Source organism: Schlesneria sphaerica, assembly GCF_044336245.1.
GTDB lineage: Bacteria > Planctomycetota > Planctomycetia > Planctomycetales > Planctomycetaceae > Schlesneria > Schlesneria sphaerica.
The window spans coordinates 4,226,696-4,251,918 of the sequence record NZ_CP172346.1 but is presented as its reverse complement, the minus strand read 5'-3'; the positions used below and the strand labels follow the sequence as shown (position 1 = coordinate 4,251,918).

General features: G+C 57.4%; 22 protein-coding genes. 7 read left to right on the top strand and 15 right to left on the bottom strand.

Translation table 11 applies throughout. From position 1 onward, the window contains the following. Nucleotides 1-51: 51 nt before the first annotated feature. The 7 genes from ACGY09_RS15440 to ACGY09_RS15410 all read right to left on the bottom strand — a co-directional run bounded on the left by ACGY09_RS15440 (nt 52) and on the right by ACGY09_RS15410 (nt 7,115). Complete coding sequence (locus tag ACGY09_RS15440) at nt 52-846, bottom strand: SDR family oxidoreductase (RefSeq protein WP_397568432.1); 795 nt, start codon at nt 844-846, stop codon at nt 52-54. Beyond that, nucleotides 843-1,775, bottom strand: a complete 933-nt coding sequence (locus tag ACGY09_RS15435; RefSeq protein ID WP_397568431.1) for an aminotransferase class IV — start codon at nt 1,773-1,775, stop codon at nt 843-845. The genes ACGY09_RS15440 and ACGY09_RS15435 overlap by 4 nt, the downstream gene beginning before the upstream one ends. Nucleotides 1,776-1,847: 72 nt before the next feature. Further along, on the bottom strand, nt 1,848-2,774 hold the full coding sequence (locus ACGY09_RS15430) for a succinylglutamate desuccinylase/aspartoacylase family protein (protein ID WP_397568430.1): 927 nt from the start codon (nt 2,772-2,774) through the stop codon (nt 1,848-1,850). Continuing rightward, nucleotides 2,771-3,571 carry an SDR family NAD(P)-dependent oxidoreductase gene (locus ACGY09_RS15425; RefSeq protein ID WP_397568429.1) on the bottom strand — a complete coding sequence of 267 codons (801 nt, stop codon included), beginning with the start codon at nt 3,569-3,571 and terminating at the stop codon, nt 2,771-2,773. Before ACGY09_RS15425 ends, ACGY09_RS15430 begins: the two co-directional genes overlap by 4 nt. A gap of 12 nt (nt 3,572-3,583) precedes the next feature. Further along, entirely contained in the window at nt 3,584-4,342 is a 759-nt protein-coding gene (locus ACGY09_RS15420) for an HpcH/HpaI aldolase/citrate lyase family protein (protein ID WP_397568428.1), read from the bottom strand. 91 nt (nt 4,343-4,433) lie between these two features. Further along, nucleotides 4,434-5,900, bottom strand: a complete 1,467-nt coding sequence (locus tag ACGY09_RS15415) for a PQQ-binding-like beta-propeller repeat protein (protein WP_397568427.1) — start codon at nt 5,898-5,900, stop codon at nt 4,434-4,436. A 315-nt stretch (nt 5,901-6,215) separates the two neighbouring features. Continuing rightward, the gene (locus tag ACGY09_RS15410; protein ID WP_397568426.1) at nt 6,216-7,115 is read right to left on the bottom strand and encodes a hypothetical protein; all 900 of its coding nucleotides are present in this window, start codon (nt 7,113-7,115) and stop codon (nt 6,216-6,218) included. A 747-nt stretch (nt 7,116-7,862) separates the two neighbouring features. On the opposite strand from ACGY09_RS15410, the gene ACGY09_RS15405 reads away from it, so the two are divergent. From ACGY09_RS15405 to ACGY09_RS15395, 3 genes are read left to right on the top strand one after another with little or no spacing between them, the layout of a single operon-like run. Then, nucleotides 7,863-8,924, top strand: coding sequence for a sialidase family protein (locus ACGY09_RS15405; RefSeq protein WP_397568425.1), 1,062 nt, complete (start codon nt 7,863-7,865; stop codon nt 8,922-8,924). Nucleotides 8,925-8,969: 45 nt separating this feature from the next. Then, nucleotides 8,970-10,463, top strand: a complete 1,494-nt coding sequence (locus tag ACGY09_RS15400) for a sodium/solute symporter (RefSeq protein ID WP_397568424.1) — start codon at nt 8,970-8,972, stop codon at nt 10,461-10,463. A gap of 25 nt (nt 10,464-10,488) precedes the next feature. Further along, nucleotides 10,489-11,418: an aldo/keto reductase gene (locus tag ACGY09_RS15395; RefSeq protein ID WP_397568423.1), complete on the top strand. Its 930-nt coding sequence runs from the start codon at nt 10,489-10,491 to the stop codon at nt 11,416-11,418. Nucleotides 11,419-11,779: 361 nt separating this feature from the next. Here the strand turns inward: ACGY09_RS15395 and lepA are convergent, their stop codons facing one another. Next, nucleotides 11,780-13,585 (bottom strand): translation elongation factor 4, encoded by a 1,806-nt coding sequence (lepA, locus tag ACGY09_RS15390; protein WP_397568422.1) that lies wholly within the window; start codon nt 13,583-13,585, stop codon nt 11,780-11,782. Between the two features lie 467 nt (nt 13,586-14,052). Here lepA and ACGY09_RS15385 point away from each other — a divergent pair, with 467 nt between their 5' ends. The 3 genes from ACGY09_RS15385 to ACGY09_RS15375 all read left to right on the top strand — a co-directional run bounded on the left by ACGY09_RS15385 (nt 14,053) and on the right by ACGY09_RS15375 (nt 15,476). Next, nucleotides 14,053-14,478, top strand: coding sequence for a VOC family protein (locus tag ACGY09_RS15385; RefSeq protein ID WP_397568421.1), 426 nt, complete (start codon nt 14,053-14,055; stop codon nt 14,476-14,478). A gap of 89 nt (nt 14,479-14,567) precedes the next feature. Further along, the gene (locus tag ACGY09_RS15380; RefSeq protein ID WP_397568420.1) at nt 14,568-14,963 is read left to right on the top strand and encodes a VOC family protein; all 396 of its coding nucleotides are present in this window, start codon (nt 14,568-14,570) and stop codon (nt 14,961-14,963) included. 42 nt (nt 14,964-15,005) lie between these two features. Continuing rightward, nucleotides 15,006-15,476 carry a hypothetical protein gene (locus ACGY09_RS15375; protein WP_397568419.1) on the top strand — a complete coding sequence of 157 codons (471 nt, stop codon included), beginning with the start codon at nt 15,006-15,008 and terminating at the stop codon, nt 15,474-15,476. A 140-nt stretch (nt 15,477-15,616) separates the two neighbouring features. Here ACGY09_RS15375 and tyrS read toward each other — a convergent pair whose 3' ends face one another. From tyrS to ACGY09_RS15350, 5 genes are all read right to left on the bottom strand, one after another. Continuing rightward, nucleotides 15,617-16,876, bottom strand: a complete 1,260-nt coding sequence (gene tyrS, locus ACGY09_RS15370) for a tyrosine--tRNA ligase (RefSeq protein ID WP_397568418.1) — start codon at nt 16,874-16,876, stop codon at nt 15,617-15,619. A gap of 128 nt (nt 16,877-17,004) precedes the next feature. Further along, on the bottom strand, nt 17,005-17,925 hold the full coding sequence (locus ACGY09_RS15365; protein ID WP_397568417.1) for a CPBP family intramembrane glutamic endopeptidase: 921 nt from the start codon (nt 17,923-17,925) through the stop codon (nt 17,005-17,007). Nucleotides 17,926-18,044: 119 nt separating this feature from the next. After that, nucleotides 18,045-18,905 (bottom strand): thioredoxin, encoded by an 861-nt coding sequence (gene trxA, locus ACGY09_RS15360; RefSeq protein ID WP_397568416.1) that lies wholly within the window; start codon nt 18,903-18,905, stop codon nt 18,045-18,047. Nucleotides 18,906-19,181: 276 nt separating this feature from the next. Continuing rightward, the gene (locus tag ACGY09_RS15355) at nt 19,182-20,135 is read right to left on the bottom strand and encodes an amidohydrolase family protein (RefSeq protein WP_397568415.1); all 954 of its coding nucleotides are present in this window, start codon (nt 20,133-20,135) and stop codon (nt 19,182-19,184) included. Between the two features lie 255 nt (nt 20,136-20,390). Continuing rightward, the gene (locus ACGY09_RS15350) at nt 20,391-20,795 is read right to left on the bottom strand and encodes a CoA-binding protein (protein ID WP_397568414.1); all 405 of its coding nucleotides are present in this window, start codon (nt 20,793-20,795) and stop codon (nt 20,391-20,393) included. A gap of 305 nt (nt 20,796-21,100) precedes the next feature. On the opposite strand from ACGY09_RS15350, the gene ACGY09_RS15345 reads away from it, so the two are divergent. Further along, a complete protein-coding gene (locus tag ACGY09_RS15345) occupies nt 21,101-21,637 on the top strand; it encodes a hypothetical protein (RefSeq protein WP_373649361.1) in 537 nt (178 codons plus the stop codon). Nucleotides 21,638-22,129: 492 nt separating this feature from the next. Here the strand turns inward: ACGY09_RS15345 and ACGY09_RS15340 are convergent, their stop codons facing one another. Both ACGY09_RS15340 and ACGY09_RS15335 read right to left on the bottom strand, forming a co-directional pair. Then, the gene (locus ACGY09_RS15340) at nt 22,130-22,948 is read right to left on the bottom strand and encodes a DUF6671 family protein (RefSeq protein WP_397568413.1); all 819 of its coding nucleotides are present in this window, start codon (nt 22,946-22,948) and stop codon (nt 22,130-22,132) included. 35 nt (nt 22,949-22,983) lie between these two features. Continuing rightward, nucleotides 22,984-25,221, bottom strand: a complete 2,238-nt coding sequence (locus tag ACGY09_RS15335; protein ID WP_397568412.1) for a DUF2309 domain-containing protein — start codon at nt 25,219-25,221, stop codon at nt 22,984-22,986. Nucleotides 25,222-25,223: the final 2 nt, after the last annotated feature.

The window sequence follows — 25,223 nt, the reverse complement described above, 5'->3', positions numbered from 1 at the left end:
CCCCCAGTTTTAACGGAATTGCCTGAAGTCCGTGTCAGCAGCCGCGCGGCACTACCACGCGGTCCATCCCCCATCGACGAGCAGATTCTGGCCCGTGATGTAACTCCCCGCGTCGCTCACCAGCAGAAGTAAGGGTCCTTTCAGTTCGCTGGGAACGCCCATTCGCCGCATTGGATTCTTCGTCTTGAGCCGTTCCACCATGGCTTGCGGAGCCTGCTCCGAAGGGAAAGGTCCCGGGCTGAGACAGTTCACCCGCACGCCGTCCCGCGCCCAGTAGACAGCGAGATGACGGGTCATGTGGACGATCCCCCCCTTCAATGTGTGATATTGAACGGGACTGGCCGGACAAACACCTTCGTAGGCATCCGGGTACGAGCCCACGACGCCATACATCGACCCGATCATCACAATCGATCCCGAGGCACCGCGACTGACCAGATGATCCCGCAGACGCCTTGCCAGCAGAAAGTATCCCGTCGCGTTCTGCAGGTCTTTGTTGAAGGCTTCTGCGGTGACGTTCGTCAGGTCCAGCGCATGGCCCTGTTGCCCGTTGTTGATCAGGATGTCAACTTGGCCCGCTTTCTCGAGTGCCGTTTCAAAGCCGGCGTTCAGCGAGGTCTCGTCCATCTGATCCAGCGTCACGGCATGATGCTTTGCCCCACCCGGAGATGGCAATCCTGCAACGACTTCCTCTGCTCGTGAAAGTTCACGGCTGCCGACAACGACACTGGCGCCGGCTTCTGCCAGTGCTCGCGACATCGACTGTCCCAGAAAGCCCGATCCCCCTGTAATCAGACACACGCGTCCCGACAGGTCAAACAATTCAGAAATCGTAGGTTCGTTCATGCTAATCCTATTTGTCGCTGTGCCTGGCCAACGATGTCGACTCCCACCTGATCACTCCACGCTTTCAGCAATCGTTTCGTGACAGGCCCCACCTTTTCGTCCGCCACCGGAAGCCCGTTGAAACGGGTGGCGGGCATGATGCAGTACGGTGTACTCGTGAAGAAAACTTCGTCTGCGGTCGACAGGTCATACATCTGCAGACGCGTTTCGCGCACACCAATCCTCAGCTCGTGCGCCAGCTCAATGACGGTTTGCCGACTGATTCCGGCCAGGCAATTCTCTGTGGAGGGTGTTCGCAGTTCTCCGTCGATCACGGCGAAGATATTCCCCCCCTTGTTTTCCGAAACGTTGCCATCGATATCGAGAATCACCACCTGGGCATCCGGATCAACCATGCGGGCTTCGGAATCGGCAAGAGTATAAAACAGCCGACTGCGATTCTTGATCCGTGCGTCCAGTGATTGAGCGGGAATGGCCCGACTGAACGAGGTGACTGCATGGCACCCTTCTGTGTAGTAGCGGGCCCAGCCACGAAGATCCATGGGGCTGGTGAAGATCATGACGGTCGCGGGACTCATCTGTGCCGCAGTGGGGCCCGGCTTCATGAGACCCCGCGAGATGTTATGCACGATCCAGCAGTCATCGTCTTCGCCCATCAGCGAGCGATTCGCCTCCAGTACCTGCAGCGTCACGCGTGTCATCTCGTCAGGAGTTAACCCGGGGTTCACCCGGCAGACTTTCAGTGACCGATACAGCCTTGTGATATGGTCTTCGAGGCGAAACGGCTTGTGACGAAAGGTGCGTGTGGATTCTGTCAGGCAATCTCCCAGCATGATCGCACTGTCGAAAATCGAAATTTTCGCTTCCGATTCGGGGACCATTTGTCCCGACAGATAAACCTGGCGTTCCGTCCGAACCTCGTCGTTCATCTTTGGCCCCAAGGAAAAAGCTCTTCTCGTTCGCCGTCACATTCTCGATGACAAATGGCACGCCAGCGGTCTTCACGCGACAGGCAGTTCCATCACAACTCCGACAGATTCCCCCTGCTTCACTCGGGGGAACGTCCGCAAAACGATGACCTGCCCCGCCTGGGTAGAGACAATTTCGCGTGGTTCGCCCCCTTCGAGGGGATACACAGTCCCCATCACGTCGCCCGCAGCGACCATGTCTCCGAGCTTCACCCGCGGATCGAAGTAACCCGTCAGAGGTGACGGATTACAGATCTGCATATGTCCCTGATCAGGTTCCGGATTCTCAACGACCCTTTCCACGCGACTGACCGGACACGGTCGATCAAGCATTCCTAATTCGGCCATCACATTCAGACACCCTGTGAAGTAGGACTCTATTCCTGCCCGATCGCAGGTTGCTGAACCGAGATACTCACAATAAATGGCGGGGACATTCGCATCGCGAGCGACTGACAGGGATCGACCGTTGAGATTGGCTGCCGTCCCCCAGATCAGTGGCAGATTGAAGGCCTTTGCCATTCGTCGCTGCACACCCAGCGTGGCGGGGTCGGCATGCATGACATACCCCGCCAGGGGATAGACAGACAGTTCTGTCCCTCCTGTGTGCAGATCGATGTAATAATCCACCTTCCGGATCAGCTCACTCAACGCAAAGGCTGTCTGCTCTGTGATGCTTCCATCCGGTCGTCCGGGACAGGTACGCGCCAGATCGAGCCCATCGTCGCCGCATCGATGTCCCCGCAAGAACGCCGACTCATTGACGACGGGAACCAGCGTCAGACGTCCCTTGAAGCCGGCGACGTCCGATGACTGGCGGGAAAACAGATCAATCAACCGGCGGATCGCCGCGATCGGTTCAAACTCGTCTCCATGCACCCCACCCGTGATGAGCAGATGAGGCCCGCCGGAGCCCGCTTGAAAGTCGTATTGCCGAAGTGTCGGTTTGGTACCGCTCATGGTTTCAGTTCCGCAGGGGCGACGATGGATTCTGCCTGACAGTCTTTGAACCGAAAACCGCCATCGACAGGAAAGACGACCCCGGTGACATAGTCTGCTTGTTCAGAGACAAGAAACGCGGCCGCGTTTCCGATGTCTTCAGGCAACCCGAGTCTTCCCCAGGGAAGCCGAGCCCCTTCCTCTTCCATCGTCTCGTCCGAGAACGTGACATGCTCTCCCGGGGTATCGATCCAGCCCGGTTCGATGCAGTTCACGTTGATTCGGTGAGGGGCCAGCTCCACAGAAATCGTCCGGGTCAGATGATTCAGTCCCGCCTTCGCTGCACCGTAGGGGGCACAGAGCGCAAACGGCATCTCTGCCTGAACGCTGGAAATGAAAACCATCTTTCCGCGGATTCTCTGTGCGACCATATGGCGAGCCACGAGCTGGCTCATGTGAAAGCCACTGATCAATGTTCCGTTGATCGTCCGTTCAAACTCGTCTGGCGAATATTCCAGAAACTTGCCGCGACGGCTGTAGGCTGGATTGCTGACGAAGATGTCGATCCGGCCTGCAGTTTTGATCGCCTTTTCGACCAGCCCCTCGCACCCCGCGCGAGAAAAGACATCAGCATCCATGGCATGGCAGGTTCGGCCCAGAGCCCGAATCTCTTCTGCTGTCGCAGCGAGATCCGGACTGCCGGGACGATCGTTCAGGATGATGTCCGCACCACAGCGGGCCAGTTGCAAGGCGCAACCTTTTCCTATTCCGCGCCCCGCTCCCGTCACGAGGGCGAACTTTCCAGTCAGATTAATCACGGTGATTCCTCGTTATTGCTCAAAGGCCGCGGCACATTCCTTCAGCATCCTGAGGATGGCGCCGAAATCACCGCCATGATTCAACAGTTGCCCCCCCTGCTGCTGCCGGCGTTTCAGCACTTCCGGAGTCGGTGCGGGAGCCCCCCAGGCCTTGCCGTGCCGCTTGCACGCGTCAGCAACCAGTTCGTACGTCGATTCCATCGTGATTTCGCTGGGTCCCAGCTTGAGTCGCAGACTCATGTCGCCCGGGCCGATGAAGAGCCCATCGACCCCCGGAACGGACGTGATCTCATCCAGATTCTTCAGCGATTGTGGAGTCTCGATCTGCACGACAAGAAACGTTTCCTGATTCGCGTGCTTCACAAACGAATCGACGTCACCGGTGAAGTAGTCAGCATCCAGACCCGCTCCGTCCAGGCCGCGATCGCCCAGAGGAGGAAACTTGACCGCGTCGACCAGCATGCGCGCCTTTTCGGCCGTGTTCACATGCGGAATCATCAGCCCCGCGGCCCCGTCTTCGAGATACCGGTAGAGAGCCGTCTTCTCGAGAGTCGTGGGGCGGACCATGATGTCGATATCGTGAAGATGCGACTGAACCAGCAGCGCCTGCACATCGCGGTCAGTGAAACCGCGGTGTTCCATGTCCAGCCAGATGCAGTCGAACCCGGCGTGGGCTGCATGCTTTACGAAGAAGGGCATGTAATGGCCGAGGCAGCACATCCTGACGGTTTCACCCTTACGGATCCGTGCGAGCGTCTTACTCTTTCTCATCGTCGGAAGGTTCCTGAAATCAGGTAGCGGGGCGGAGGGACTGAGTTAAATCAGCATCAAATCGGCAGATCGACGTATGGGGTAACCATGTCTACTCGATTCGCATCAGAGCCGTTCGAGAACGAACAAACAAGGCACCATCAGCAATTGCGGGCGTTCCCAGAATTGAATCACCCATCTCATTAATCGCCAGGACATCCAGTTCCGGCGCATCTCGCAAGACGACAATCTTGCCGTTCTCTCCTGCGATGTAAATCTTGCCATCGCCATACACGGGAGAGGCAAAATATTCGCCTCCATTATTGATACGGCCCGGGCCGTAAATCCGCTTTCCTTCATTCACGTCAAAGCAGGTGGCGATTCCGCCTCCTTTGATCAGGAGCATGCGGTCCCCGACGACCAGAGGAGAAACAATGTGGTCCGTGTGTTTCGTGGGGTGCTTCCACAGCACGTGCGTCTTAGTGACATCGCCCCGGCCACCACCTTTGACCGCGATGACAAATTCATCCTCTGGCACTTTTGAATCAAAGGCAGCACCTGCCGCATTGCCCGGAGGCAGAAAGGCGACATCCAACTCACGTCCTTCGAGAACACCATCACCGTTCAGGTCGCCCCGTTCAAACGTTTTCTTGTAGAACGCTTCCGGGACAGGACGTTTACCAAAAAATCTCTGCACTTCATCACGGGAAATTTTGTCGTCGTTGTTCCCGGTCTCTGTCTTATCGATCGACGCCAGCCATTGACTGGCGATCCCCTTACTTTGAAGGGAAATGTAAATGATTCCATCTCGCGACACCGGTGTCGTCTTGATATTGCGCAGCAGCGTGCGGGCAGACCACAGACGCTCGCCCGTCGCGGGATCGTATCCAATCAGCAGTCCCGTGCCGGCAACGACGACTTCTTCCCCATGGGGTGTCTCGCAGATCACGGGGTGCGAATAGTTCACCGCCATATCATTGCGGTCGTCCTGCCAGCGGATCTCGCCTGTCTTCTTATCAAAGGCGTACATCGCGGGATGAAGATCATCATCCTGGCAGAAAAGTACCAGGTCTTTGGTGAGCACGGGTGACATACCCGCTCCCCATTTGAAAATGAAGTAGGGGACAGGGAGCGGCCGATGCCAGACATCCTCACCCGTTTTCGCATCCAGCGCCACCATACCGAGCGTCGAAAAGTAGAAGTAGACCCGCTCTTCATCCGCCGCGGGCGTTGTTCCCGCATGACTATTGGTGAGATGAATCTCATCCACGTCACCGATCGGCCACGATCGCGTCCAGAGTTTTTCACCCGTCCTGGCGTCGAGAGCAACCACCCCCACCGTCTGCGGATCGATCATCGCAGAGGTATAAACCCTGCCCGCAACGACGATCGGGCTACCAATTCCATCCCCCAGCTTGGTCGACCACTTCACTTTTTCGGTGTCAGAAAACTCGACAGGCAACGGCGCACTGGTCTGAGAAACCCCTGAACAGTTGGGACCGCGAAACTGTGGCCAGTCATCGGCCACTACTGGAATCGCAAGTAGACAATACAGTCCAACGAGGCCAAACCGCGTCATCGTATCTCTCCAGCAAGATTGAGAGGGGACAGTGTGGTGCGCCATTGTGCCAATCATCCCTGCGTGCGCACAGTCAGCTCTGAACGATTGGTCCGAGATCTTCGAAGTTCGAAGTTGAATTTCGTTCATCTCATTCACCTCAACGACAAAATCGTGATTCAGCGTTTGCAGGCAACGCCCTTCGTAATGTCACGGACTAGACGTCAGTCGAACAATTTTCTCGCTACTTCCGCTAATCCGTATCAAGCAATGACGGACCTCCATGCTGCCGATTTCTCTTCAGTTACAGCATGCTGAGAACGAGAGACACGCCTGTCACCTCACGAACCAGCGAACCCCCTTCCGCAGTACATGGTCGCTAAACTGAAGTGTGTAGGGATCACACCGGCGATAGACCACATGTCCGTCACTTCGCAACATCACCCATCCGAAATCCCAATTTCCGGAACGGTATTCCAAAGGGATCTGTGGAGAGACGCGCACCACGGGGTGAGTGCCGATAATCATCAGCTTCTGATCGGTGTAGTAATAGGCAGAACCGCCCTGTACGTAGACGGTATGCTCCAATACGGCTGAGGCATCGTCGTGAAGATCGTCACACAGACCAACGATTCCGAGCTTGATGGAACAGCCTGTCGAGAAAGCATCCACAAGGTCCGCCAGCGATCCCGCAAGGACTTCCCCTGTGGGCGAGTGGTAGAGAACTTCTCGCCAGGAGTCATTCACGCAGTAACGAAAGTGATCGAAGTCATAAATAAAATTATGAGAGGGGGCGTTGGTCCCCGCGTCCCACTGATCGATCGCATGGTATTTCGGCATCTGCTCGGTCGGAAAAACGGGTGCACTACCCCGTACCCCGTCTCGCGATTGACCATCCAGATAGGGTCGGGCGATCCCCTGCGTGCCGTCCTGGTTGTAAACAAAGAAGGACATCGATGGCCGTGGCCCGAAACCAGCGGGAAGCTCAATGGGCTGCCGTAAATGCATGATCCCGGCGGTCCACCGGTGATCGATTGAGTAGGTCACTCCGAATTCCGCCACCTCGCGAATCCGTTCAGAACTCGCTGAATGAACATCAATATGCTCATTGTGCAGAAACTCGGTCGCGATTCGTAAATCCGCAGCACGGTCGATCGCCTCGAGTAACCCCTGGGTACTTCCGCTGATGCGCTGCCGCCGGGAATCAAGCTCAAGGACACATCGCCAGAGACTCATGACCGCCCTCCGATCGTGTTGACCGATCTCTAACGAACGAACCTCTGTCTGTGACTCAGGAGGCCGGCGACCCCGACTTTGAAAGCAGGAACAGGAAAGCAGAATGCCGTTCTATCACTGGAAGCGATCACAGAACCCTCACCTCTTTTCGCTCATCGCGACCGAGAAACCGGGGCAGGACACTTGATACCGACCGATGTTCAAATCATTGTGTACAAAATCCATCGTGGTCGAAACCGTCAGAGAGCACAAGTTAAGCACCCTGTTGACGAAGGAACCCATTCAGCATGGCCGTCATGATCGCATTCGATCACTGCATCATGGCCCGCCTGGGGCTGACCGCGCCGCAGCCCGGTGCGGTGACCCACCGCAGGCCACCATTTCTGCCACCGGGTCCATCGGACGTGCCCACTTCGACAACAGGCCCTGCACCAAATCGTTCTCGCAATCACAACACAACTTTGATCACCCGACGTGAGAGGCGATCAGACATGCTCTGGCGCAACACTCACTCCGTTCGCACGCCGAATCGCCGCATCTGCCCCCACAGTCCCTCCTGCCGAGCATCTGCACCATGCGACCTTCCAGTCATGTTGCAGACCCACTTTCGTGACCGACACTGCCCACACCTGACACGAGCAAGCCAGACAAGATGAACATCGTTCCGACCGCCAATCAATTTCTCCCTGGATTCGCCCGGGGGAACTCTCAACCCGAATTCGTCCGGTCCGTTTAAGGAACTACAACTTGCCTTCTCTTTCGATACTCGGAACCGGCCGCATCGACGAGCGTGAGTCGGCGTTTCCTCAGGCGGTGCAGCTTCCCGACGGAGATCTCCTCTGCTCTTTCAGCGTCGGCGGTGGTCAGTATGTGCGGGGTGGAACGGATTGGGCTCGATCCCGCGATGGCGGGAAAACCTGGCAACGCGAGGGGGAACTGCTGGCCGCTTCCGATCATCCCCCGTCGGCGAATGCACTGAAGCTCAGTCTGTCCAAAGATGGTAAGACGATCTACGCCTACGGGACGCGGTACTGGGCCAACCAGCAAGACCGATTCGGCGAACGACAGGGCGAATCCGTTTTTTGTCAGTCGACGGATAACGGCCATTCGTGGTCCCCCGCCAGGGCCCTTCCGATGCCCGACTGCCCCGTCGAGGTGTCCCATTCCATCAGGCCCCTCACTTCCGGCCGGCTACTCGCTCCGGGAGCGTTGCTGGCAGATAAAGCACGCCTGGGCGAAGAAGTGTTCGTGGTCATCTCGGATGATGGTGGTCTGACATGGCCTCATCGTCGCACGGTCTTCCGCGACCCTCAGGACCAATTCGGTTTCTGGGAACAGAAGTTCAACGAAGTCTCACCGGGGGTCGTCATGGCGACGGCATGGACCGTAACCCTGGGTGATTACCGTGATCAATGCAACAGTTTTTGTCTTTCACACGACAACGGCTGGACATGGGGCCCGTTTCAGTCGACCGGAATCCGCGGCCAGACGATGTCATTTGTTCCACTGGGAAACGATCGATTGCTGGTGCTCTATAACCGTCGCTACGGACAGCAGGGCGTCGTAATGGCTCTGGTCCGCTTTACGGAAACGTCCTGGACCGTCGTCGAAGAAGGATTGCTCTACGACGCACAGGAGTTCCGCGACCGGCCCGCAGCCGGGGCGACCGGCGTCGACGAATTGGCCAGCTTCCAGTTCGGATTTCCCACGGGAATCCTGCTCAATGATGGGACTGTCCTGGTGACGCACTGGTGTGTGGAACAGGGTGTCTGTGGAATTCGCTGGACCAGGATCAAATTTTCCTGGTAACGACAGCAATGGGTGATTGAGGCAAGTCAGTCGGAGCAATCTCGCATGCGTTTATTAGATTGGATCGTCCTCGCCGGGTACGCTCTCCTTATGCTCGCGGTGGGAGCCTACTACTCGCGCCAAAATAAATCGGCTGACGACTACCTGCTGGGGGGACGACGCATGTCTCCCATTGCGCTGGGGCTGTCACTCTTCGCCACTCTGGTCAGCACGCTGTCGTATCTCGGGACGCCGGGCGAAATGGTCGCTAACGGCCCGATGATGCTCACCCAGCTTGCCAGTCATCCGCTGATCTTCGTCATTGTCGGTTTTGGTTTAATTCCGCTCCTCATGAAGCAGCCTGTCACCAGCGCCTACGAACTGCTGGAGAAGCGATTAGGAACAGGAATCCGCCTGGCAGGAGCCTCGGTGTTTCTTCTGCTGCGACTCGGCTGGATGGCCACGATTCTATATGCCACAACCGAAGTTGTCATTGTTCCGCTGCTCAAGCTGGACCATAACTGGACCCCCTGGTTGTGTGTGGTGCTGGGTGTCATCACCGCGATCTACTCATCGTCGGGCGGCATCAAAGCGGTCGTCATGACAGACGCCATACAGTCGGTCACCATGCTCGCAGGAGCCGTCATCACGGTCGCCGTCATCACGGCCGAAATGGGAGGTGTTGCCGAGTGGTGGCCGAAAGCCTGGCCAGACAACTGGCAGCCGATGAGCTGGGGATTCGACCCCAGCAAACGTGTCTCGTTTGGCATGCTCGTTCTGTCAACCACCTTGTGGTACGTCTGCACTAATGGTTCCGACCAGATGTCCATCCAGCGATTTTTGTCGACCCGTGACGCGGCCGCAGCCAGACGAACCATGGCAATCGCACAACTGACCGACATCACCGTCAGCCTGCTCCTGGGACTCACCGGCGTGGCACTACTGGGTTATTACCGGGCACATGCCTCCGAAATCCCTTCCGGAATGACCATCGCCGCGAACGGTGACAAGCTATTCCCGCATTTCATCATGACAAAAATGCCGGCGGGACTGTCGGGTATCGTCCTCGCCGCGATTCTCTCGGCCGCTCTCTCCAGCCTGTCGTCTGGTGTCAACTCGGCCTGTGCCGTGCTCGAACGGGACTTCGTCTCACGCGGCCGAGGAGCCGATACCTCCGGTGAGGCCGCCGTCCGCCGCCTGAAGTGGCTCACCTGGATTATCGCGACCATTGCCGTGTTATTAAGCCTGCTGAACACGCTGATTGCCGGTAATCTGGTCGAGCGCTCTTATAAAATCGTGAACCTGCTGACCGCACCACTCTTCGTGCTGTTCTTCCTCGCACTGTTTGTGCGATGGTCCAACGCCCCCGGCGCCTGGCTCGGTCTGATCGCGAGCACCGCCACCGCAATTGTCATCGCGTTCGCTGAGGATCTGGGGATCAATTTCGGGACGAAGAGCATTGTCTGGATCGTCCCCAGCTCGCTCGTCGTGGGGATTGTCGTCGGAACGCTCGCCAGCGCCGTGTTCCACCCCTTCATGCGAAAGCCGACAGAATCCTGAGCCCCTTTGCGAGAATCCTCTGCCGATGATGAATTCGACCTGGAAGAACATTTCGCTTTCGCGGCTGATGTTGGGTACGGTTCAGTTCGGGCTCCCGTACGGAGTCGCCAATCGAACCGGGCAGCCGGATTATCGTGACGTCCTCAAGATCCTCACGGCGGCGATCGAAGGGGGTGTCAATTGCTTCGACACCGCCGCCGCGTACGGGAACAGTGAAGAGATCCTTGGGCGCGCGCTCCGCGAATTAAAGGTGACTGACCGGGTGACCGTGGTGACGAAGTTCAAGCCGCTCACCCCCGAAGAGCTGGCCGACCCCGCACTGGCTAAAGCCGCCCTGGAGGCCTCGGTCGAGAGTTCTCGCCGACGACTGCAGCTCGACTGTCTGCCACTCGTCCTGTTTCATCGCGAGACAGACGCCGTTCATCGCCCCGCTCTGGAACCACTGCAGGAATCGGGAAAACTGCGTTATGTCGGGGTCTCGTGTGCTCACTTCCCCGGGCCGCCTCACAGCTATGTCGAATCAGGGCTGATGTCAGCTCTGCAGCTTCCGGCCAATCTGCTTGACCGGCGACACGAGAGTAGCGGCATCTTCCGCGATGCCGCCGCTCGCGAAGTCGCCGTCTTCATTCGCAGCGCGTTTCTCCAAGGGCTGCTGGTGATGCCGGAACGAGATATCCCAGTAGAACTCCAGGCGGTCATCCCGGCACGACGACGACTCGAACAATTGTCGCACGACGCGGGGATCGATCTGGCCGAACTGGCACTGCGATACCTCCTGAGCCAGGACGCGGTCACCAGCGTCCTGATCGGAGTTGAGACTGTCGAGCAGGTCGAGGAGAACCTGGCTCGGTTCGAGAGAGGTCCACTGCCTCCAGACCTGTTCTCTGCAATTCAGGCCGAGTCCTTCGACCTGCCCGAACTGATCGTGACCCCGGGAATGTGGTCACCCCGCTAAGGACAGGCGCAGCAATCATTGTCGGAAGCGGCCAGAGAATGAGCGAAGTTCTGACTTTGCTGATCCCAAGAACACGAGTATTGCTCAGAAGAGCCAAGGGTGGCATCCGCGCTTGGGAAGCGGCACGACACTGAGACCAAAGAGCGCAGGCACGGCTGAGCCGCTAAGACGCCACTACACCACGAACAAACCCGCTCTCCACCGACCCTGCGTCGGTAGGAAGCAACGACTGAGCCGCTAAGAAGTCGGTATACCGTGACCGCCAACGACTTGCCGACGTGACCGGTCTCTCCCTCAACTCGACAACCATCACGCGTTGCTGAGTGAGACGCCCACTACGACATATCAGCACGCGAAACGCCTATTCTTCCTTGGCGACGTCGAGAACCGACAGGAAGGCCTTCTGCGGAATTTCGACCTGGCCGAACTGTTTCATCCGCTTCTTACCCTCTTTCTGCTTCTCGAGCAGCTTCCGCTTACGGGAGATATCCCCACCGTAGCACTTACTGGTCACATCCTTGCGGACAGCCGAGATCGTTTCACGGGCGATAATGCGGGCACTCAGTGCGGCCTGAATCGGAATTTCAAACTGATGGCGTGAGATCTCTTCCTTCAGCTTTTTGCACAGAGCACGACCGCGTCGTTCCGCCTGGGTGCGGTGGACGATACAGGCCAGCGCATCGACCTTCTCGCCCTTCACGAGGATGTCCATCTTCACCAGATCGGCAGATCGGTAGCCGATGACTTCATAGTTCATCGTGCCGTAACCGGCCGTGATGCTTTTCAGCTTGTCGTACATGTCGAACACGATTTCCGCCAAAGGCAGTTCATAGATGAGCTGCGCACGCTGCGGGCCAAGGAATTCGGTCGTGATGTACACACCACGTCGATCGGCACAGAGCTGCATGATCGGGCCGATTCGATCCGACGGCAGAATGAAGACCACCTTCGCAATCGGCTCACCAAATTCTTCGATCTGCCCTGAATCGGGAACCTGCTGCGGGTTATCGACCATCACGACTTCACCCCCGCGCAGCTTCAGCTGGTAGGTCACGTTGGGAGCTGTCTGAATCAGGTCGACGTTGGCTTCTTCTTCCAGACGCTGCTGGATGATCTCCATATGCAGCATTCCGAGGAACCCGCAGCGGAAACCGAATCCCAATGCCTCGGATGTATCAGGCGCGAACGAGAAGCTGGCGTCATTCAGACTCATCTTCTGAAGTTCTTCCCGCAGACGCTCGAAGTCGGTCGCGTCGATGGGATACATCCCGCAGAATACCATCTGCTGTGGCACTTCGTAACCTGGCAAAGCCGTCGGCGTGCGATGATGGAAGTCCGTAACGGTATCTCCCACATGCACGTTACCGAGAACCTTGATTCCCGTGACGATGTAACCGACCTGACCGGGCCCCAGATCATCGCAGGGAACCATATCAGGACGGAACTGACCCAGTTCGAGGACCTCATGAGACGTTCCCGCCTTCATGAAATAAACCTTCTGGCCTTTACGAATGGTTCCTTCTTTGACTCGGACGTACGTCACCACCCCGCGGTAATGGTCATACTTACTGTCGAAGACCAGTGCCTTAAGGGGTGCGCCCGGATCCCCCTTCGGTGCGGGCATGCGTTCGACAATCGCTTTGAAAACGCTTTCGATCCCCAGCCCGGATTTTCCACTGACGCGCAGGCACCCTTCCGTGTCCAGTCCCACCACCGTTTCAATTTCTTCCAGGACCTCGTCCACGCGGGTCACCGGCAGGTCGATCTTATTCAGGACGGGAATGATTTCGAGATCCATGTTGATCGCCGCGTAGGCGTTCGCGACGGTCTGAGCCTGCACCCCTTGAAAGGCATCAACCAGAAGTAACGCCCCTTCACAAGCGGCTAAGCTGCGTGAGACTTCGTAATGGAAGTCGACGTGCCCCGGAGTATCGATCAGGTTCAGCTCGTATTCCTGACCGTCCACCGTGTAGTTGATGGCAACGGCACGCGCTTTGACCGTGATCCCTCGTTCGCGTTCCACCTTCAGGTCGTCGAGAATCTGTTCGCGGAATTGCCGCTGCGTGATGGCTCCACTTTTCAGCAACAACTGGTCAGCCAGAGTGCTCTTGCCGTGATCGATATGAGCGACAATCGAAAAATTGCGAATAAACCGCTGGTCAAACATGGGTTAATCAAAACAACAAGGTGTGAAGGATCCGGCAGAGCCCGCCCAACATGGCGACCCTGAGTCGTTTCGGCCACGTTGCCGAGTTCGCAATTCTATAGGGAAACGACCTTGGCAGGAATAGAGGCCAATTCCCGCGCAAGTCGACTCTCCGCCCCCTCCTTTCCAGCGACATCCGCACGCACAACCCAACCCCAAAACCAGACTCAACCCAATTAGTGAAAAGAACTTACAACAATCAGCACGACGATCACCACGGAAGACACCAATTAAACTTTTCCAACAAGGGCACCGGACTCACCAGCGGGACTTCACTCTCTCGGGAGGGCCAGCCCGGCGAGATCGACCCGTGGATTGTTCTGAAATCCGAATCCTGTCGATTTCGCGATTCGGTTTTCGACTGTAGTGTGAAGACACGTTCGGGCTTTCGACCATGTCGCTCGTTTCGTTACATGTTGGAGAGAAGAATGCCTCAGACGATGGTGACCCCTTATCTATTTTTCGCCGGCCGCTGTGAAGAGGCTCTCGAATTCTATCGCGAAGCGGTGGGTGCCAAGGTCGGCATGGTGATGCGGTTTAGTGATAGTCCGGAACCCCCTCCGCCGGGCGTGCTCCAACCCGGGTTTGAATCGAAGGTCATGCATTGTTCCTTCTCCATTGGCGAAACCTGTTTAATGGCTTCTGACGGATGCGATGACCAGACGAAGTTCACCGGTTTCTCCCTTTCCTTGTCCGTCCCGACCGAGGCCGAAGCCGACCGTGCCTTCGCGGTGCTCTCGGAAGGAGGAACCGTGCAGATGCCCTTGAGTCAAACATTCTGGTCCCCCCGCTACGGAATGCTGACAGACCGCTACGGCGTGAGCTGGATGGTCATGGTTCCCGGTGAATGCTGAAGCATTTCGGCCTCGTTTACACGTCCCCCTGCTCGGAACAATTCTGATCGAGAACCGCGTCTGCAAAGCAGCGACAGGAGCATTCACGCATGGCGAAATCGATAGCGACGTTCCTGATGTTCGAAGGTAAAGCCGAAGAGGCGATGAACTTTTATGTCTCATTGTTCGAGGGGTCCGAAGTCCAGGCAATCGAACGCTATGGCAAAGAAGGCCCCGGAGCAGAGGGAAGTGTTAAAAAAGCAGACTTTCTGCTCGGTGGCCATCCCTTGATGTGCATCGATTCCCCGATCCCGCATGCTTTCAAATTCACACCATCCACATCGCTGTTCGTCGAATGCGCCGATGAGGCTGAGTTCGACAACACGTTTGCGAAATTGTCAGAGGCCGGGCAGATTCTCATGCCACCGGGGAACTACGGCTTCAGTCAGAAGTTCACCTGGCTGAACGACCGTTTTGGTGTGTCGTGGCAGTTGACCCTGCAATAGCCAGAGGCCACTCCCCTCCCCGGCCGGCCAGGAGACAGCGCGATGGCGGGATGTATCGACTTCGATGTGGCAGCAGCACACCGATATTTCGCGGCACACTGCTTCAATCAGGCGTGGGATCTGATCGAAAAGAAGGAGCGCACGCCTGCAGAAGATCAACTGATGGTAGCCTTGAATCAGGCATCAATCTACCACTGGCAGCAACGGGCTGACTGTACGAGTCAGAACATTTCCATCGGCTATTGGCAGGCATCGCGAATCCAGGTCGTTCTGGGGAATGCTGCGGAAGCCATTCGTCATGCCCGGATCTGTCTCTCGTACAGTTCCAGTTTAGCCCCGTTCTATCTCGGCTACGCTCACGAAGCTCTGGCAAGGAGCTATCGAATGGCCGGCGAGCTCGACAACGCTCTGCAGCACCTCGCTCTCGCGACCGCGATGGCTGAGCAGGTGACCGAACGCCACGATCGAGAGCTTCTCGTCGCCGACCTGGCAACCATTCAAACGATGGCGTAATCCATCTACCGAAAGGCGAGACTCAACCTCCACGTCAGAGGATCTTTACATGGAATCAAAGTAAGAACCCAGCCTGACCATAATGGACAGACTGGGCTCTCTGAATCTCTCACCACATGAGTCCCTGAGGACCGCTCCGCTTACGCAATTTCCAGGCGGGCGATTTTCTTTTTTCCCGCCTTAACCAGCATTCCGGTTTTGAGTTCAATCGCGGCCTTCGCATCACTGACGATCGTCGGCTGATCTGCTTCATAAATCGTGACCCCCCCTTGGGCGATCAATCGCATCGCATCACTCGTCGAAGCCACCAGTCCAGCCGCTTTCAGCAACTGCGGAGCGACCAGTTTCCCATTCGCCAGATCGGCCTGACACTGCGGAAGCTGAGCGGCAAGAGCCGCCAGATCCAGCTTCACGACCGGGATGTCGGTCGGCAGTTCACCCCCCCCGACTTCACGCTGCCATCGTTCGGCGGCTTCGTTGGCAAGTTCCTGCGAGTAGTAACCCGCGATCACCGTTTTGGCCAGGCGGACTTTCGCCTCCTTCGGGTGCCCCGCCAGAATCGCGTTCACTTCTTCCAGCGAAATACTCGTCAGCAGGTTGTAGTAAATCTGCATGGTCGCATCAGGAATCTGCATGAACTTCTTCATCATGTCGAACGGCGATTCCGAGATGCCGATGTAGTTGCCGAGACTCTTCCCCATCTTCTGTTCGCCATCGATCCCCACAAGAATGGGAGACATGATGCCGATCTGCTGAGGCATGTTCTGATCTCGCTGGAGATCTCGTGCAAGCATAAAGCTGTAAAGCTGTTCGGTGCCCCCCAGTTCCACATCCGCTCGAATCACCACCGAATCCCACGCCTGCATCATGGGGTAAAGGCATTCATGCAGATAGATCGGCGACTGATTGGCGTATCGCTTGGCGAAATCGTCGCGCGTCAGCAACTGAGCGACAGTGATCTTGCCACACAACTGAAGGATGTCCGCGAAGCTCATCTTCGCGAACCAGTCGCCGTTGCGATGGACTTCTGCCCTGGAAATATCGACCACCTTGCCGACCTGGGTCAGGTAGTCGCGGGCATTCGCTTCGACGTCCGCTTCGCTCAATTTCTTCGCACGGGCCTGATCACGACCACTAGGGTCCCCGACCATCGCCGTGTAGTTGCCGATGATGATGACCGCCTGATGCCCCAGTTCCTGAAACTGTCGCAGCTTGCGCAGGGGAACCGTGTGCCCCAGATGCACGTCGATCCCGGTCGGATCGATCCCGTACTTGATTCGCAGCGGTTGCCCTGTTTCGCGGCTTTTCGTCAACTTCGCGGCGAGTTCCTCTTCGGGAACAATCTTGTCGACACCGCGGCGAAGGATGGCAAGTTGCTCTTCAACGGGAGGGAAATTCATTGTCAATTCCTGGATAAAATCAGGACACGGATTCGCCATGTCCTTTGGATTCACAGACGGTTCCGCTCCATTTCAACCCTTCGCAACCGCGAAGCAGGCCCGGGCAGACAGCGCGTCCGTGACGGTGATTATGATTGAGCGTCAGGGGACAGCAATTGCAAAGTCAGATTCGTGGCATTGAATAGCGCATGGATCACGACGACTGAAATGTAACTGTGTCGGCGGTGAAAAACGTAACCGAGAATGAACGCCAATGGCAATAGCGCCAACCCGTCTCGCCACCCATGGACCAGACAGAACACGATCGCCACGACCGGAATTGCGATCACCGCCGGTAAAAACGACGTGAGCCACCCCTGCAGGATCACCCGGTAAAGAAGTTCTTCCAGCAGAGGTGCCGCCACAACAGCAGACACCACAATCGCCAGAACGGTCCCCAGACCGGGAGATGTCTTGAGCAGCTTTAAGAGCGAGTGCTGATTCTCTACCCCCCGGAAAGGGAGGGTGGCCGCCATCGACACAGCCATCGGAATCACCGCGGCGAGATATCCCTTGATCCCGACCCGTACCTGATCCGTCAGACGCTCTGTTGTCAGCCCCAGTTCCCTCCCCGACGGACCTGACCGCACCAGCACCGACGGCAGGACGACCACAATCGCCACCGCGATCCCCGCAAAAGTCAGGATCGAATCGAGAGTCGGTGACGAGGCCTCGGTTGCCGCCCCCCCCGAAATGCGAGGAAACAAGCTCATGCAAGTAAACAACAAGGCCAGGTAGACAGCCCCGAGGCTTGCGGGACTGTACCAGCGGGCCCGGGAACCCGGCTCAGGCTCCAGCAGCGGCTGGTGACTCCACCAGCGCTGAAGCAGGCCGTACCAGACTATGACGCTGCCCGCGGCGAGAAGCGCAAGTAACGCTCCCATCGCAGCGGCGCGAAACGGGACCTCGGCGATCATCGGCAGCAATGTCATCAGGCTCGCAACGGCTCGTGCGTTGTCACGAATAAAAGTTCGCAGCCACGGTTTCGTAGGCCACGGTTTCGATGCCACTGTATGGCCGTCCGCGATCATGCGGTGCTCGGCCCTGCATTCAAAAGCAAGCCTCCGCTGCATCTTCCAGGAATCCGACGCAGTAACATCCGAAACCAGGATCGAATCGTGGCCCTCTACTAGTACAAGGCGGTTGCAAGTTTGCGTCGGAATTCGCCCGTCAGCTCGGAAGCCGGCCCCAGCATGTCGAAGATCTTGACCATCGTGGTCTTGGCTTCGGCTCGTGCTTCACCGAAATCATTCTGGACGATGCCGAGACAAAGCTCCAGTGCTTTGCGATGCTGTTGCGACGCCGCATAGGCTTCTGCCAGATGGATCTGGAGCGTCAGATTCGTGGGGTCAGCCTCCGCAGCTTTCCGGGCTGCGTCGACGCCCCCACTTTCCGCAGCAGTACGTCGCACGTCGAGTTCCGACTTCACCCGCTCGGCCTCGGGTTCGAGGAAGCCCCGTTTTTCCAGCTCCTCAATGATCGTCGCACACTCGTCAAGTCGCCCTTGCGACAGTACCACGCGAGCCAGCATGATCTTAAGCGAGTCTTCATCGGGTGACAACATGAGCGCTTCACGGAATTTGCTTTCGGCCTCTTTCGGGTCGGATTCGATCAAGCCCATCGCCTCTTGCGCGAGTTGCTGCGTGGGCGAAGGAAGCAATCGGCTGACCCACTCACGCACCTGCTCGGCCGTCAGCGCTCCGGCAAACTGATCGACGGGTTGCCCCTGAATCATCGCGAAGACGGTCGGTAACGATTCGATGCGGAATGCCTGCGCGATCTCGGGCTGTTCGTCGGTGTTCACTTTGGCGAGGATGAACTTCCCCCCCATCTCGTCCGCCAGACCTTCCAGAATCGGTGCCAGTTGCTGACAGGGATTGCACCAGGGAGCCCAGAAATCGATGACGACCGGCACTTCCATCGACTTCTGTACGATGTCCTGCTGGAACGTCTCACGGGTGACATTGACGACATACGGCGAGGCTGGCATGAGCACACTTTCTTTCGAGTTGAGGTTTCCGCCTCAAGTGTAAGTCGGTGGGAAGTGTTCAGCAAACACGCAGCCCCGCGCGAGAAGAATCCCTCTCGGTCCGACACTTCCTCCCCTTCCATGCGAAGGGATTTCCCTACTGTTCGGACGCCGCATCGGCAGAGTGCGAACCGTGCCCCCATTTGCATTCGCTGAACGATGACTCACCCCGGACACGCCGGCCACAGCCACGCGGTCACCGGGGGGGAGATCGAACTCATCGACCGGTTTGTATCTTCAAGTCAGCTTGAAGAGCTTCTTAGAGTTTTCGTACAGGATTTTTCGTTCTGCCTCTTTGTTTGGCGCCAGTTTGCGGATTGCGGCGATGGTCTGAGCCCCCTGGCACGCAGGCCCGGAACCGACTCGGTCATCGCAGTCGCTGCCGTACAGAATCTTTTCCTGATGGCGATCGAGGAAGCCACGGGCGTGCTCTTCATCTCGCGTCAACGCATTCAATCCCGACCCCGCTGACATGTCTGCGAACATATTCGGGTAATCGGCCAGATAACGATCCGTCAGCCCCCCGGGGGTGACTTTCCCTTTCGGGTACAGGTCCTTCTGATTGGTATGATTCTTGTCGATATTGGCCCACCACGTTTGCGCATGACCGATGAAGATCGTCTTGGGAAACTTTTCCAGCATCCTGGGAAGTTTCTCAAAGCCGAGGTTGTATGTTCCATGCTGAAGATGCATCAGGATCGGAACCTGATAGTCCGCAGCGAGAGCATACAGTTCCTGACTTGCGGGCGAGTCAAGTTCGAGCCCGAACTTCTGCTCACCAATGATGATTCCACCCAGATCAAGGTACTTGGCGATCTCGGCCCGGGCTTCCGGCAGATCGGTGACTTCGTTCGCACCGAAATAGAACTCCTTGGGATATTGTCGCGCCATGGTCAGGGCGGTCTCGTTCCCCCCTGCCCCGACACCCCCGAGCGTGTTGTGGATGCCGTCCCCCGTCGAAGGCCGCTTCACCGACGAACCGGCTGGCAACAGAATCGTCTGGGTCACCCCCATGGCCCGTTGATGAGCGGCCAGTTGTGCGTTCGTTCGCTCCCGATAGTTCGTATGCTGATGAATATCGATGATCGGTTCCACCGGTGTTTCCGCTGCAGTGGCAGCAGACGGCAGAAGAGCGACCGCTCCGGCGGCCAGAGAAGTCGACAGAAAATCTCGCCGAGACAGACACCTCATGACAAACTCCAGTCGGGTCACTTTCAACACGGACAATCAACACGGGCCAACGTGTGCGAAGACAGCGAAGCCGACCGGGGGGATAAGACCTCGCTTATGCATGGCTGAGCATTCTGCCACATTGATGCGAGGATGGAAATCGTGCCGCCAACTTGCGTCACCGGGAAAGACGGGACAGCGTCGGACGACCGCAGGGAGCACATCGGATGGAGTGCATCAAACTGAGTGCACGGGTGCGACCGAGTCCCCCCTCCCTCAACCTTCTCGATAGCGCAGTGCGACGAGGATACACGGTCCCCCGTGAATGACATTCAGCCCCGACTGTTCGGCCCGACGGACTGCCGCATCCGATTCGGCGCCGGGCTGAAACCAGACATGCTTGATTCCCAGGCGGACCACATCCTCGATGATCTGCTCGGAAACTTCGGGCGGAGTAATGATACTGACGCCAAAGACAGGCTCTGGCAGCGACGCCAGGTCAGCGTAGGCTTTTTCTCCTTCCACAACATCCGCCACCGGATTGACGGGGAACGCGGGGCGACCGGTCTGCTGGAATGCGCGCAGCACCTTGTTCCCATATTTCGCACGATTCCGCGAGGCCCCCACAATGGCGTGCGGACTGCCCGACAGGAATTGCTGTATCTGCTTGTCAGTACTCATCGAATTCTCTCTGCTCATGACGCCTGATGACCGCCTGACGTGCCGGGACATCTGGCCCCAGTGAATCGCGTCGCTCCACCATACTTCGCCGACCGGCATGCGGGAATCGAAGCGGTGCACCGCCCGACATCCTCAGCGCACCGCATTTGCGGACGGTCAGGAAATCAGCACTCATTGACCCCTTAAAGTGGCCTGCCAGCGTGGGCGGGTGACAGGTGTCACTTGTGCTGTCGGAGGGACACAGGCAAAATCCATTCATGCGCTGGGTGTCGAGACGAGTCACAATCCTCGGATATAGCTGAACGATGAATCCACATGACGAACTGAACTCGCTGACGAACATTTTCCCTGGTTCGGACAAGCTCTTTCTGCGAGTTGAACACACTCCTGCGGCACTCACGCCCGAGCCCTACAAGTCCATGCTGGCGCATGACCACCACATGACGATCGCCATGGAGACCTACCACAATTGTACGGTCGACGTGCGCGTCCTCGACAGCAAACTGGATGGCGACGAATACTCACGAAAAATTCTGTTGCTGAAGCAGGGAACCGAGACCGTGGTCCAGTTCGGTGTCATCCGGTTTCACTTCGAGTACGTCACCCGGGCGGTCCGCGACCAGATCATCGAGGGCAAGATTCCCCTCGGCCGCGTCCTGATCAACCACAACGTCCTGCGGCACATCGACCTGGGCGCCATTCTGAAAATCACCGCAGGGGAGGAACTGGCCAACTACTTCAAAATGCCGGTCGGAGGGGTCACCTACGGCCGACTGGCAACAATCTTCTGCAACCGACAACCCGCCATCGATCTGCTGGAAATCTCGTCGCCCCTCGCCTGAGCCACGCCTCAAAGCCCCCAGGCCGGGTCCGCAGCAGTTCGAGCCGTTCCACACAACTCAACATCCAGCGTGCAGGTCTCAGGATCCCGTCAGCATTCAGTCAACATCGAGCGAGAAGAGCAACTCGATCACAAACAACTGACAAGCGAAGACAACCACCCCCAACCCAAACAAAAAAGCTCTCCACCGAACCCGCTTCGGTGGAGAGCAACGACTGAGCCGCTAAGCCCCCCAACCAACCCCCGGACAAAAAGCTCTCCACCGAACCCGCTTCGGTGAAAGCAACGACTGAGCCGCTAAGCCCCCCCCAACCAACCCCCGAACAAAAAAGCTCTCCACCGAACCCGCTTCGGTGGAAGCAACGACTGAGCCGCTAAGCCCCCCCACCAACCCCCAAACAAAAAAGCTCTCCACCGAACCCGTTTCGGTGGAGAGCAACGACTGAGCCGCTAAGGCAGGACTGGCGAGGAGGGGCTTCGACAGGCGTTGTCTTTATGGATTGCACCAACCGCAGTGCAACTGCGGAGCACTCACAAGTCCATCCCGTCGCTGAATTTCTACCGTATGATTGCACAGGACGCACCCGAATTCTTCGTGCTCAATCATGTCCGTCGGTTGGTCGCAATACTCGCATCGCAAACCTTTTTCGGCGTTTACCAACCCCCAGCCGGGGGCGCGGCAGGCGGGACAACGTGTCGCCAGTCGCTGTGCCAGTTGGCGAGCAAGCTCGGCAATTTCGGACATGCGAGTCGGATTTACATGTGCACGCATGTCGGTCTCGACCCAGACCAAACCGTCCGACGATTGCATTCCTGAGTGAAAAAATGCACGTTCGAGTTCCTCTGGAGTATCAATACCATTGAAGATGAAGTCCCTGGATTTCATCCGGTTTGGCCGAACGATCAGGGCGTGTGACGGGAATTGCGTTTCGGCGGCAAACGTCTGCAATGCTTCGAAAGAATCGATGGTCTTAGCCCGGTAGTTTGTCTTTTCGCACAAGCGGCTCACATGAAGGTGAAAGTTCCGCTCGCGGTCGATGAAATATAGGACCTCACGTCCGGCCGGAATGAAGGGAATGTAGGGATGCGGGCCGAAACTCCCTTCACTCGCGATTCCGAACTTGGCGTTCAGCAGGTTCAATCCCCATTCGCATTTCCGGCGGGCACAGTCGAGCGCACTTCCCCGTCTTTTAACTTCTCCCGAAAACGTACCCAGCGCATCGGTGTCAATTGGATACTCGGCCACCGCCGCCCCAAGGATCTCTTGGAATCCAGGGGCGACGGCGATGGACTTTGCGTGTTTGGTCGTCATCAAAACGCATTTGCCAGTGTAGGGGGATGACTCCATTAGCATGTGCTTGCCCACTTGAGGTCTCGCTGAAGCAGGTGAGCCTGATTGTTGGATGGGTCGATGCAGGCCAGCGTGACCCATCCATTACCGAAGAGTGTCTTCAGGACATCCTGCGTCTGAATGGCCTGATCCAGCATCGCGCGAGGTGCGTAGACGACGGTCAGCAGTCGCAGGGGTTCGTGGTATGGCTCGCCGTCGGCGGCATAGACCGATTGCAGCGGCAGCCCGTGCATCAGGTCACTGGCGTTACCTTGCATTACGCCGAGTTTTCCAGTGACGTTTTGCGTAACCTTGCTTCCACCACCGTAGGCGACGTTGTCCAGCGTCGAGAACAGATACTGGCTGTTGATCCATTGCGCTACCACCATGGGTGCGGTCAGGATGCTGGTCAGGAACTTGCCAGTCGTGTCGGTCTTCCAGTCGTAGGAGTGGAGAAAACAGCGGCCTTCGAGGTTGACGGATTTCGTCAGTCCCCTTGGACCGACGATGAAAGCGGCGTTTCGCGCCAGGCCCCATTCTGGCCGCACTTCCGCCCAGTCACAGCTCCGCCGCTGGGTCTCCTGTACAGCCTTATCGTCCTGCAACATGTGCAGGCCGAAGGTCGCCGTGCGGGCTTTCGCATTCGCGATTCTGGCCTTGGAAAGATCTCTTCGAAGGCTGTTCATCATTCCTTGCTGCTGCTCTGACATGCCGCGCGGCTCGTAGAGTTCGACATGATCCGTGGTCGTATCGTGTTCGGCAGCCACGAACAACGTATCGGACGGTATTGCGAGTCCCCGATCCGAAAGGATGGAACGCACTGGTAGACTGTTCAAGATCGCAGCAAGGATACGGGCGTTGCCACCGCCATGATTGCCACCACAGGCACCGCAATCCAGTGCGGAAGCGTAGGCATTATTGCTTGTGCTGCTACCATGTCCGCAGAGAACCACCAAAGGTGCCAGGTTCTCAGTCAGGCCCATCATCCGCAGCGCGGATTCTCCGAAATCGGCCTGCTCGGAAAGTTCAATACTTTGCAGCGAGGGCTCGCTCGGAATCGGTGGTATGACGGTTACCTGGGTCGTTTCCGCCCATCCTGAGATGAGCGACGGCGCAAAGGTCCGCCCCAGCATCTGCATTCCGAGCCAAGGCCCCACCATTTCGACAAGCGCGAAGGGGGTGGCGAAGTTGTACTTCAGCCATTGGTAGATGGATGTTGGCATTCTCAGCAATGACCGTCCCTGGTCGTGACGCCGGACGCAGGATGCATCCGAATCAACCGCATGGTCACAGACCAGATGTCGCGGTTTGAGCAGGACCGGACACGAATCATGCGGTTGGTCGTCATCGAGCCCCTTCACCTGGACAGGCACGCCAAAAAATCCGGCAAATCCAAGAGTGTCATAGTTCCCTTGCGCTTCCAGCGCTCGCCGAAACGGCTCGGATCGCACGTCGATGCAGAATACCAACTGGACATCGGCCCGGGATGATTGAGGCAAGGCGACAGCCGCCGACTGCTCCAGCAACTTATTGAGCAGTCCCTTGCGGAACTGTGATTCCCTGTCGGGCAGTTCTGACAGGAATGCAGGCGGCGGCGTATTGGCCGATTCTGCAAGGCTGGCCTCTGGCCACAGCAGGCGAGTGAGAACCAAACGCACTGCGACATAGTCCACCAAAGTCGCCGGTCGTTTGGCTTGCTCTGCGGGACTCTGCCAGTTTTCTTTCCATTTCACGTAGCCCGACCAGCCCGGCAACGCCGCAAGTGCCTGCCGAATAAATTCTTCTTTCTGGTCCTCGATAATCTCCATTTGGTCGAGACATGCGACGATCGCATCTTCTGGTTTATCCGGCAATGCTGCCAGCACGATGTTGTCAGAGTGAGACCGGTTCAGCCTTGCGTCGTACAGTGCAAGGTTTGCGAACGCCCGGTAAAGACCACCATCGCGTCCCGGCATACCGATCGTCGATTGACCTTCGTCAAAGTACACGGAACACCATTTGATCAATTCCCTGTTGACCGCTTCGCGCCCGCTGCTGGCATCGCTGATTGCCGCGCGTTGCCGTTCCACTTCGAGTACTGCCAGCTCGAAAGGCAGATGTTCGAGGCCCTGCAAGGGGTTGACGGCGATGAAGGTCTTGAGCGGCCAGACCGGGGCGACAATATTTGCGGCGCTCGCAACCAATTCTTTAATCGAAATCATTTCGATGGGGATGACAGGGGTCTTTCGTTTCTGAGACCTGTTGACAACGTTCATAG

Excerpts from the sequence above, each read along its gene's own strand:
- ACGY09_RS15385 (WP_397568421.1), top strand. The coding sequence starts at position 14,053 with ATGCCTCAGACGATGGTGACCCCTTATCTATTTTTCGCCGGCCGCTGT.
- ACGY09_RS15335 (WP_397568412.1), bottom strand. The coding sequence starts at position 25,221 with ATGAACGTTGTCAACAGGTCTCAGAAACGAAAGACCCCTGTCATCCCC.
- lepA (WP_397568422.1), bottom strand. The coding sequence starts at position 13,585 with ATGTTTGACCAGCGGTTTATTCGCAATTTTTCGATTGTCGCTCATATC.
- ACGY09_RS15410 (WP_397568426.1), bottom strand. The coding sequence starts at position 7,115 with ATGAGTCTCTGGCGATGTGTCCTTGAGCTTGATTCCCGGCGGCAGCGC.
- ACGY09_RS15350 (WP_397568414.1), bottom strand. The coding sequence starts at position 20,795 with ATGAGTACTGACAAGCAGATACAGCAATTCCTGTCGGGCAGTCCGCAC.
- ACGY09_RS15380 (WP_397568420.1), top strand. The coding sequence starts at position 14,568 with ATGGCGAAATCGATAGCGACGTTCCTGATGTTCGAAGGTAAAGCCGAA.
- ACGY09_RS15395 (WP_397568423.1), top strand. The coding sequence starts at position 10,489 with ATGATGAATTCGACCTGGAAGAACATTTCGCTTTCGCGGCTGATGTTG.
- ACGY09_RS15420 (WP_397568428.1), bottom strand. The coding sequence starts at position 4,342 with ATGAGAAAGAGTAAGACGCTCGCACGGATCCGTAAGGGTGAAACCGTC.
- ACGY09_RS15440 (WP_397568432.1), bottom strand. The coding sequence starts at position 846 with ATGAACGAACCTACGATTTCTGAATTGTTTGACCTGTCGGGACGCGTG.
- ACGY09_RS15355 (WP_397568415.1), bottom strand. The coding sequence starts at position 20,135 with ATGAGGTGTCTGTCTCGGCGAGATTTTCTGTCGACTTCTCTGGCCGCC.
- trxA (WP_397568416.1), bottom strand. The coding sequence starts at position 18,905 with ATGCCAGCCTCGCCGTATGTCGTCAATGTCACCCGTGAGACGTTCCAG.
- ACGY09_RS15345 (WP_373649361.1), top strand. The coding sequence starts at position 21,101 with ATGAATCCACATGACGAACTGAACTCGCTGACGAACATTTTCCCTGGT.
- tyrS (WP_397568418.1), bottom strand. The coding sequence starts at position 16,876 with ATGAATTTCCCTCCCGTTGAAGAGCAACTTGCCATCCTTCGCCGCGGT.
- ACGY09_RS15430 (WP_397568430.1), bottom strand. The coding sequence starts at position 2,774 with ATGAGCGGTACCAAACCGACACTTCGGCAATACGACTTTCAAGCGGGC.
- ACGY09_RS15400 (WP_397568424.1), top strand. The coding sequence starts at position 8,970 with ATGCGTTTATTAGATTGGATCGTCCTCGCCGGGTACGCTCTCCTTATG.
- ACGY09_RS15340 (WP_397568413.1), bottom strand. The coding sequence starts at position 22,948 with ATGACGACCAAACACGCAAAGTCCATCGCCGTCGCCCCTGGATTCCAA.
- ACGY09_RS15415 (WP_397568427.1), bottom strand. The coding sequence starts at position 5,900 with ATGACGCGGTTTGGCCTCGTTGGACTGTATTGTCTACTTGCGATTCCA.
- ACGY09_RS15375 (WP_397568419.1), top strand. The coding sequence starts at position 15,006 with ATGGCGGGATGTATCGACTTCGATGTGGCAGCAGCACACCGATATTTC.
- ACGY09_RS15435 (WP_397568431.1), bottom strand. The coding sequence starts at position 1,775 with ATGAACGACGAGGTTCGGACGGAACGCCAGGTTTATCTGTCGGGACAA.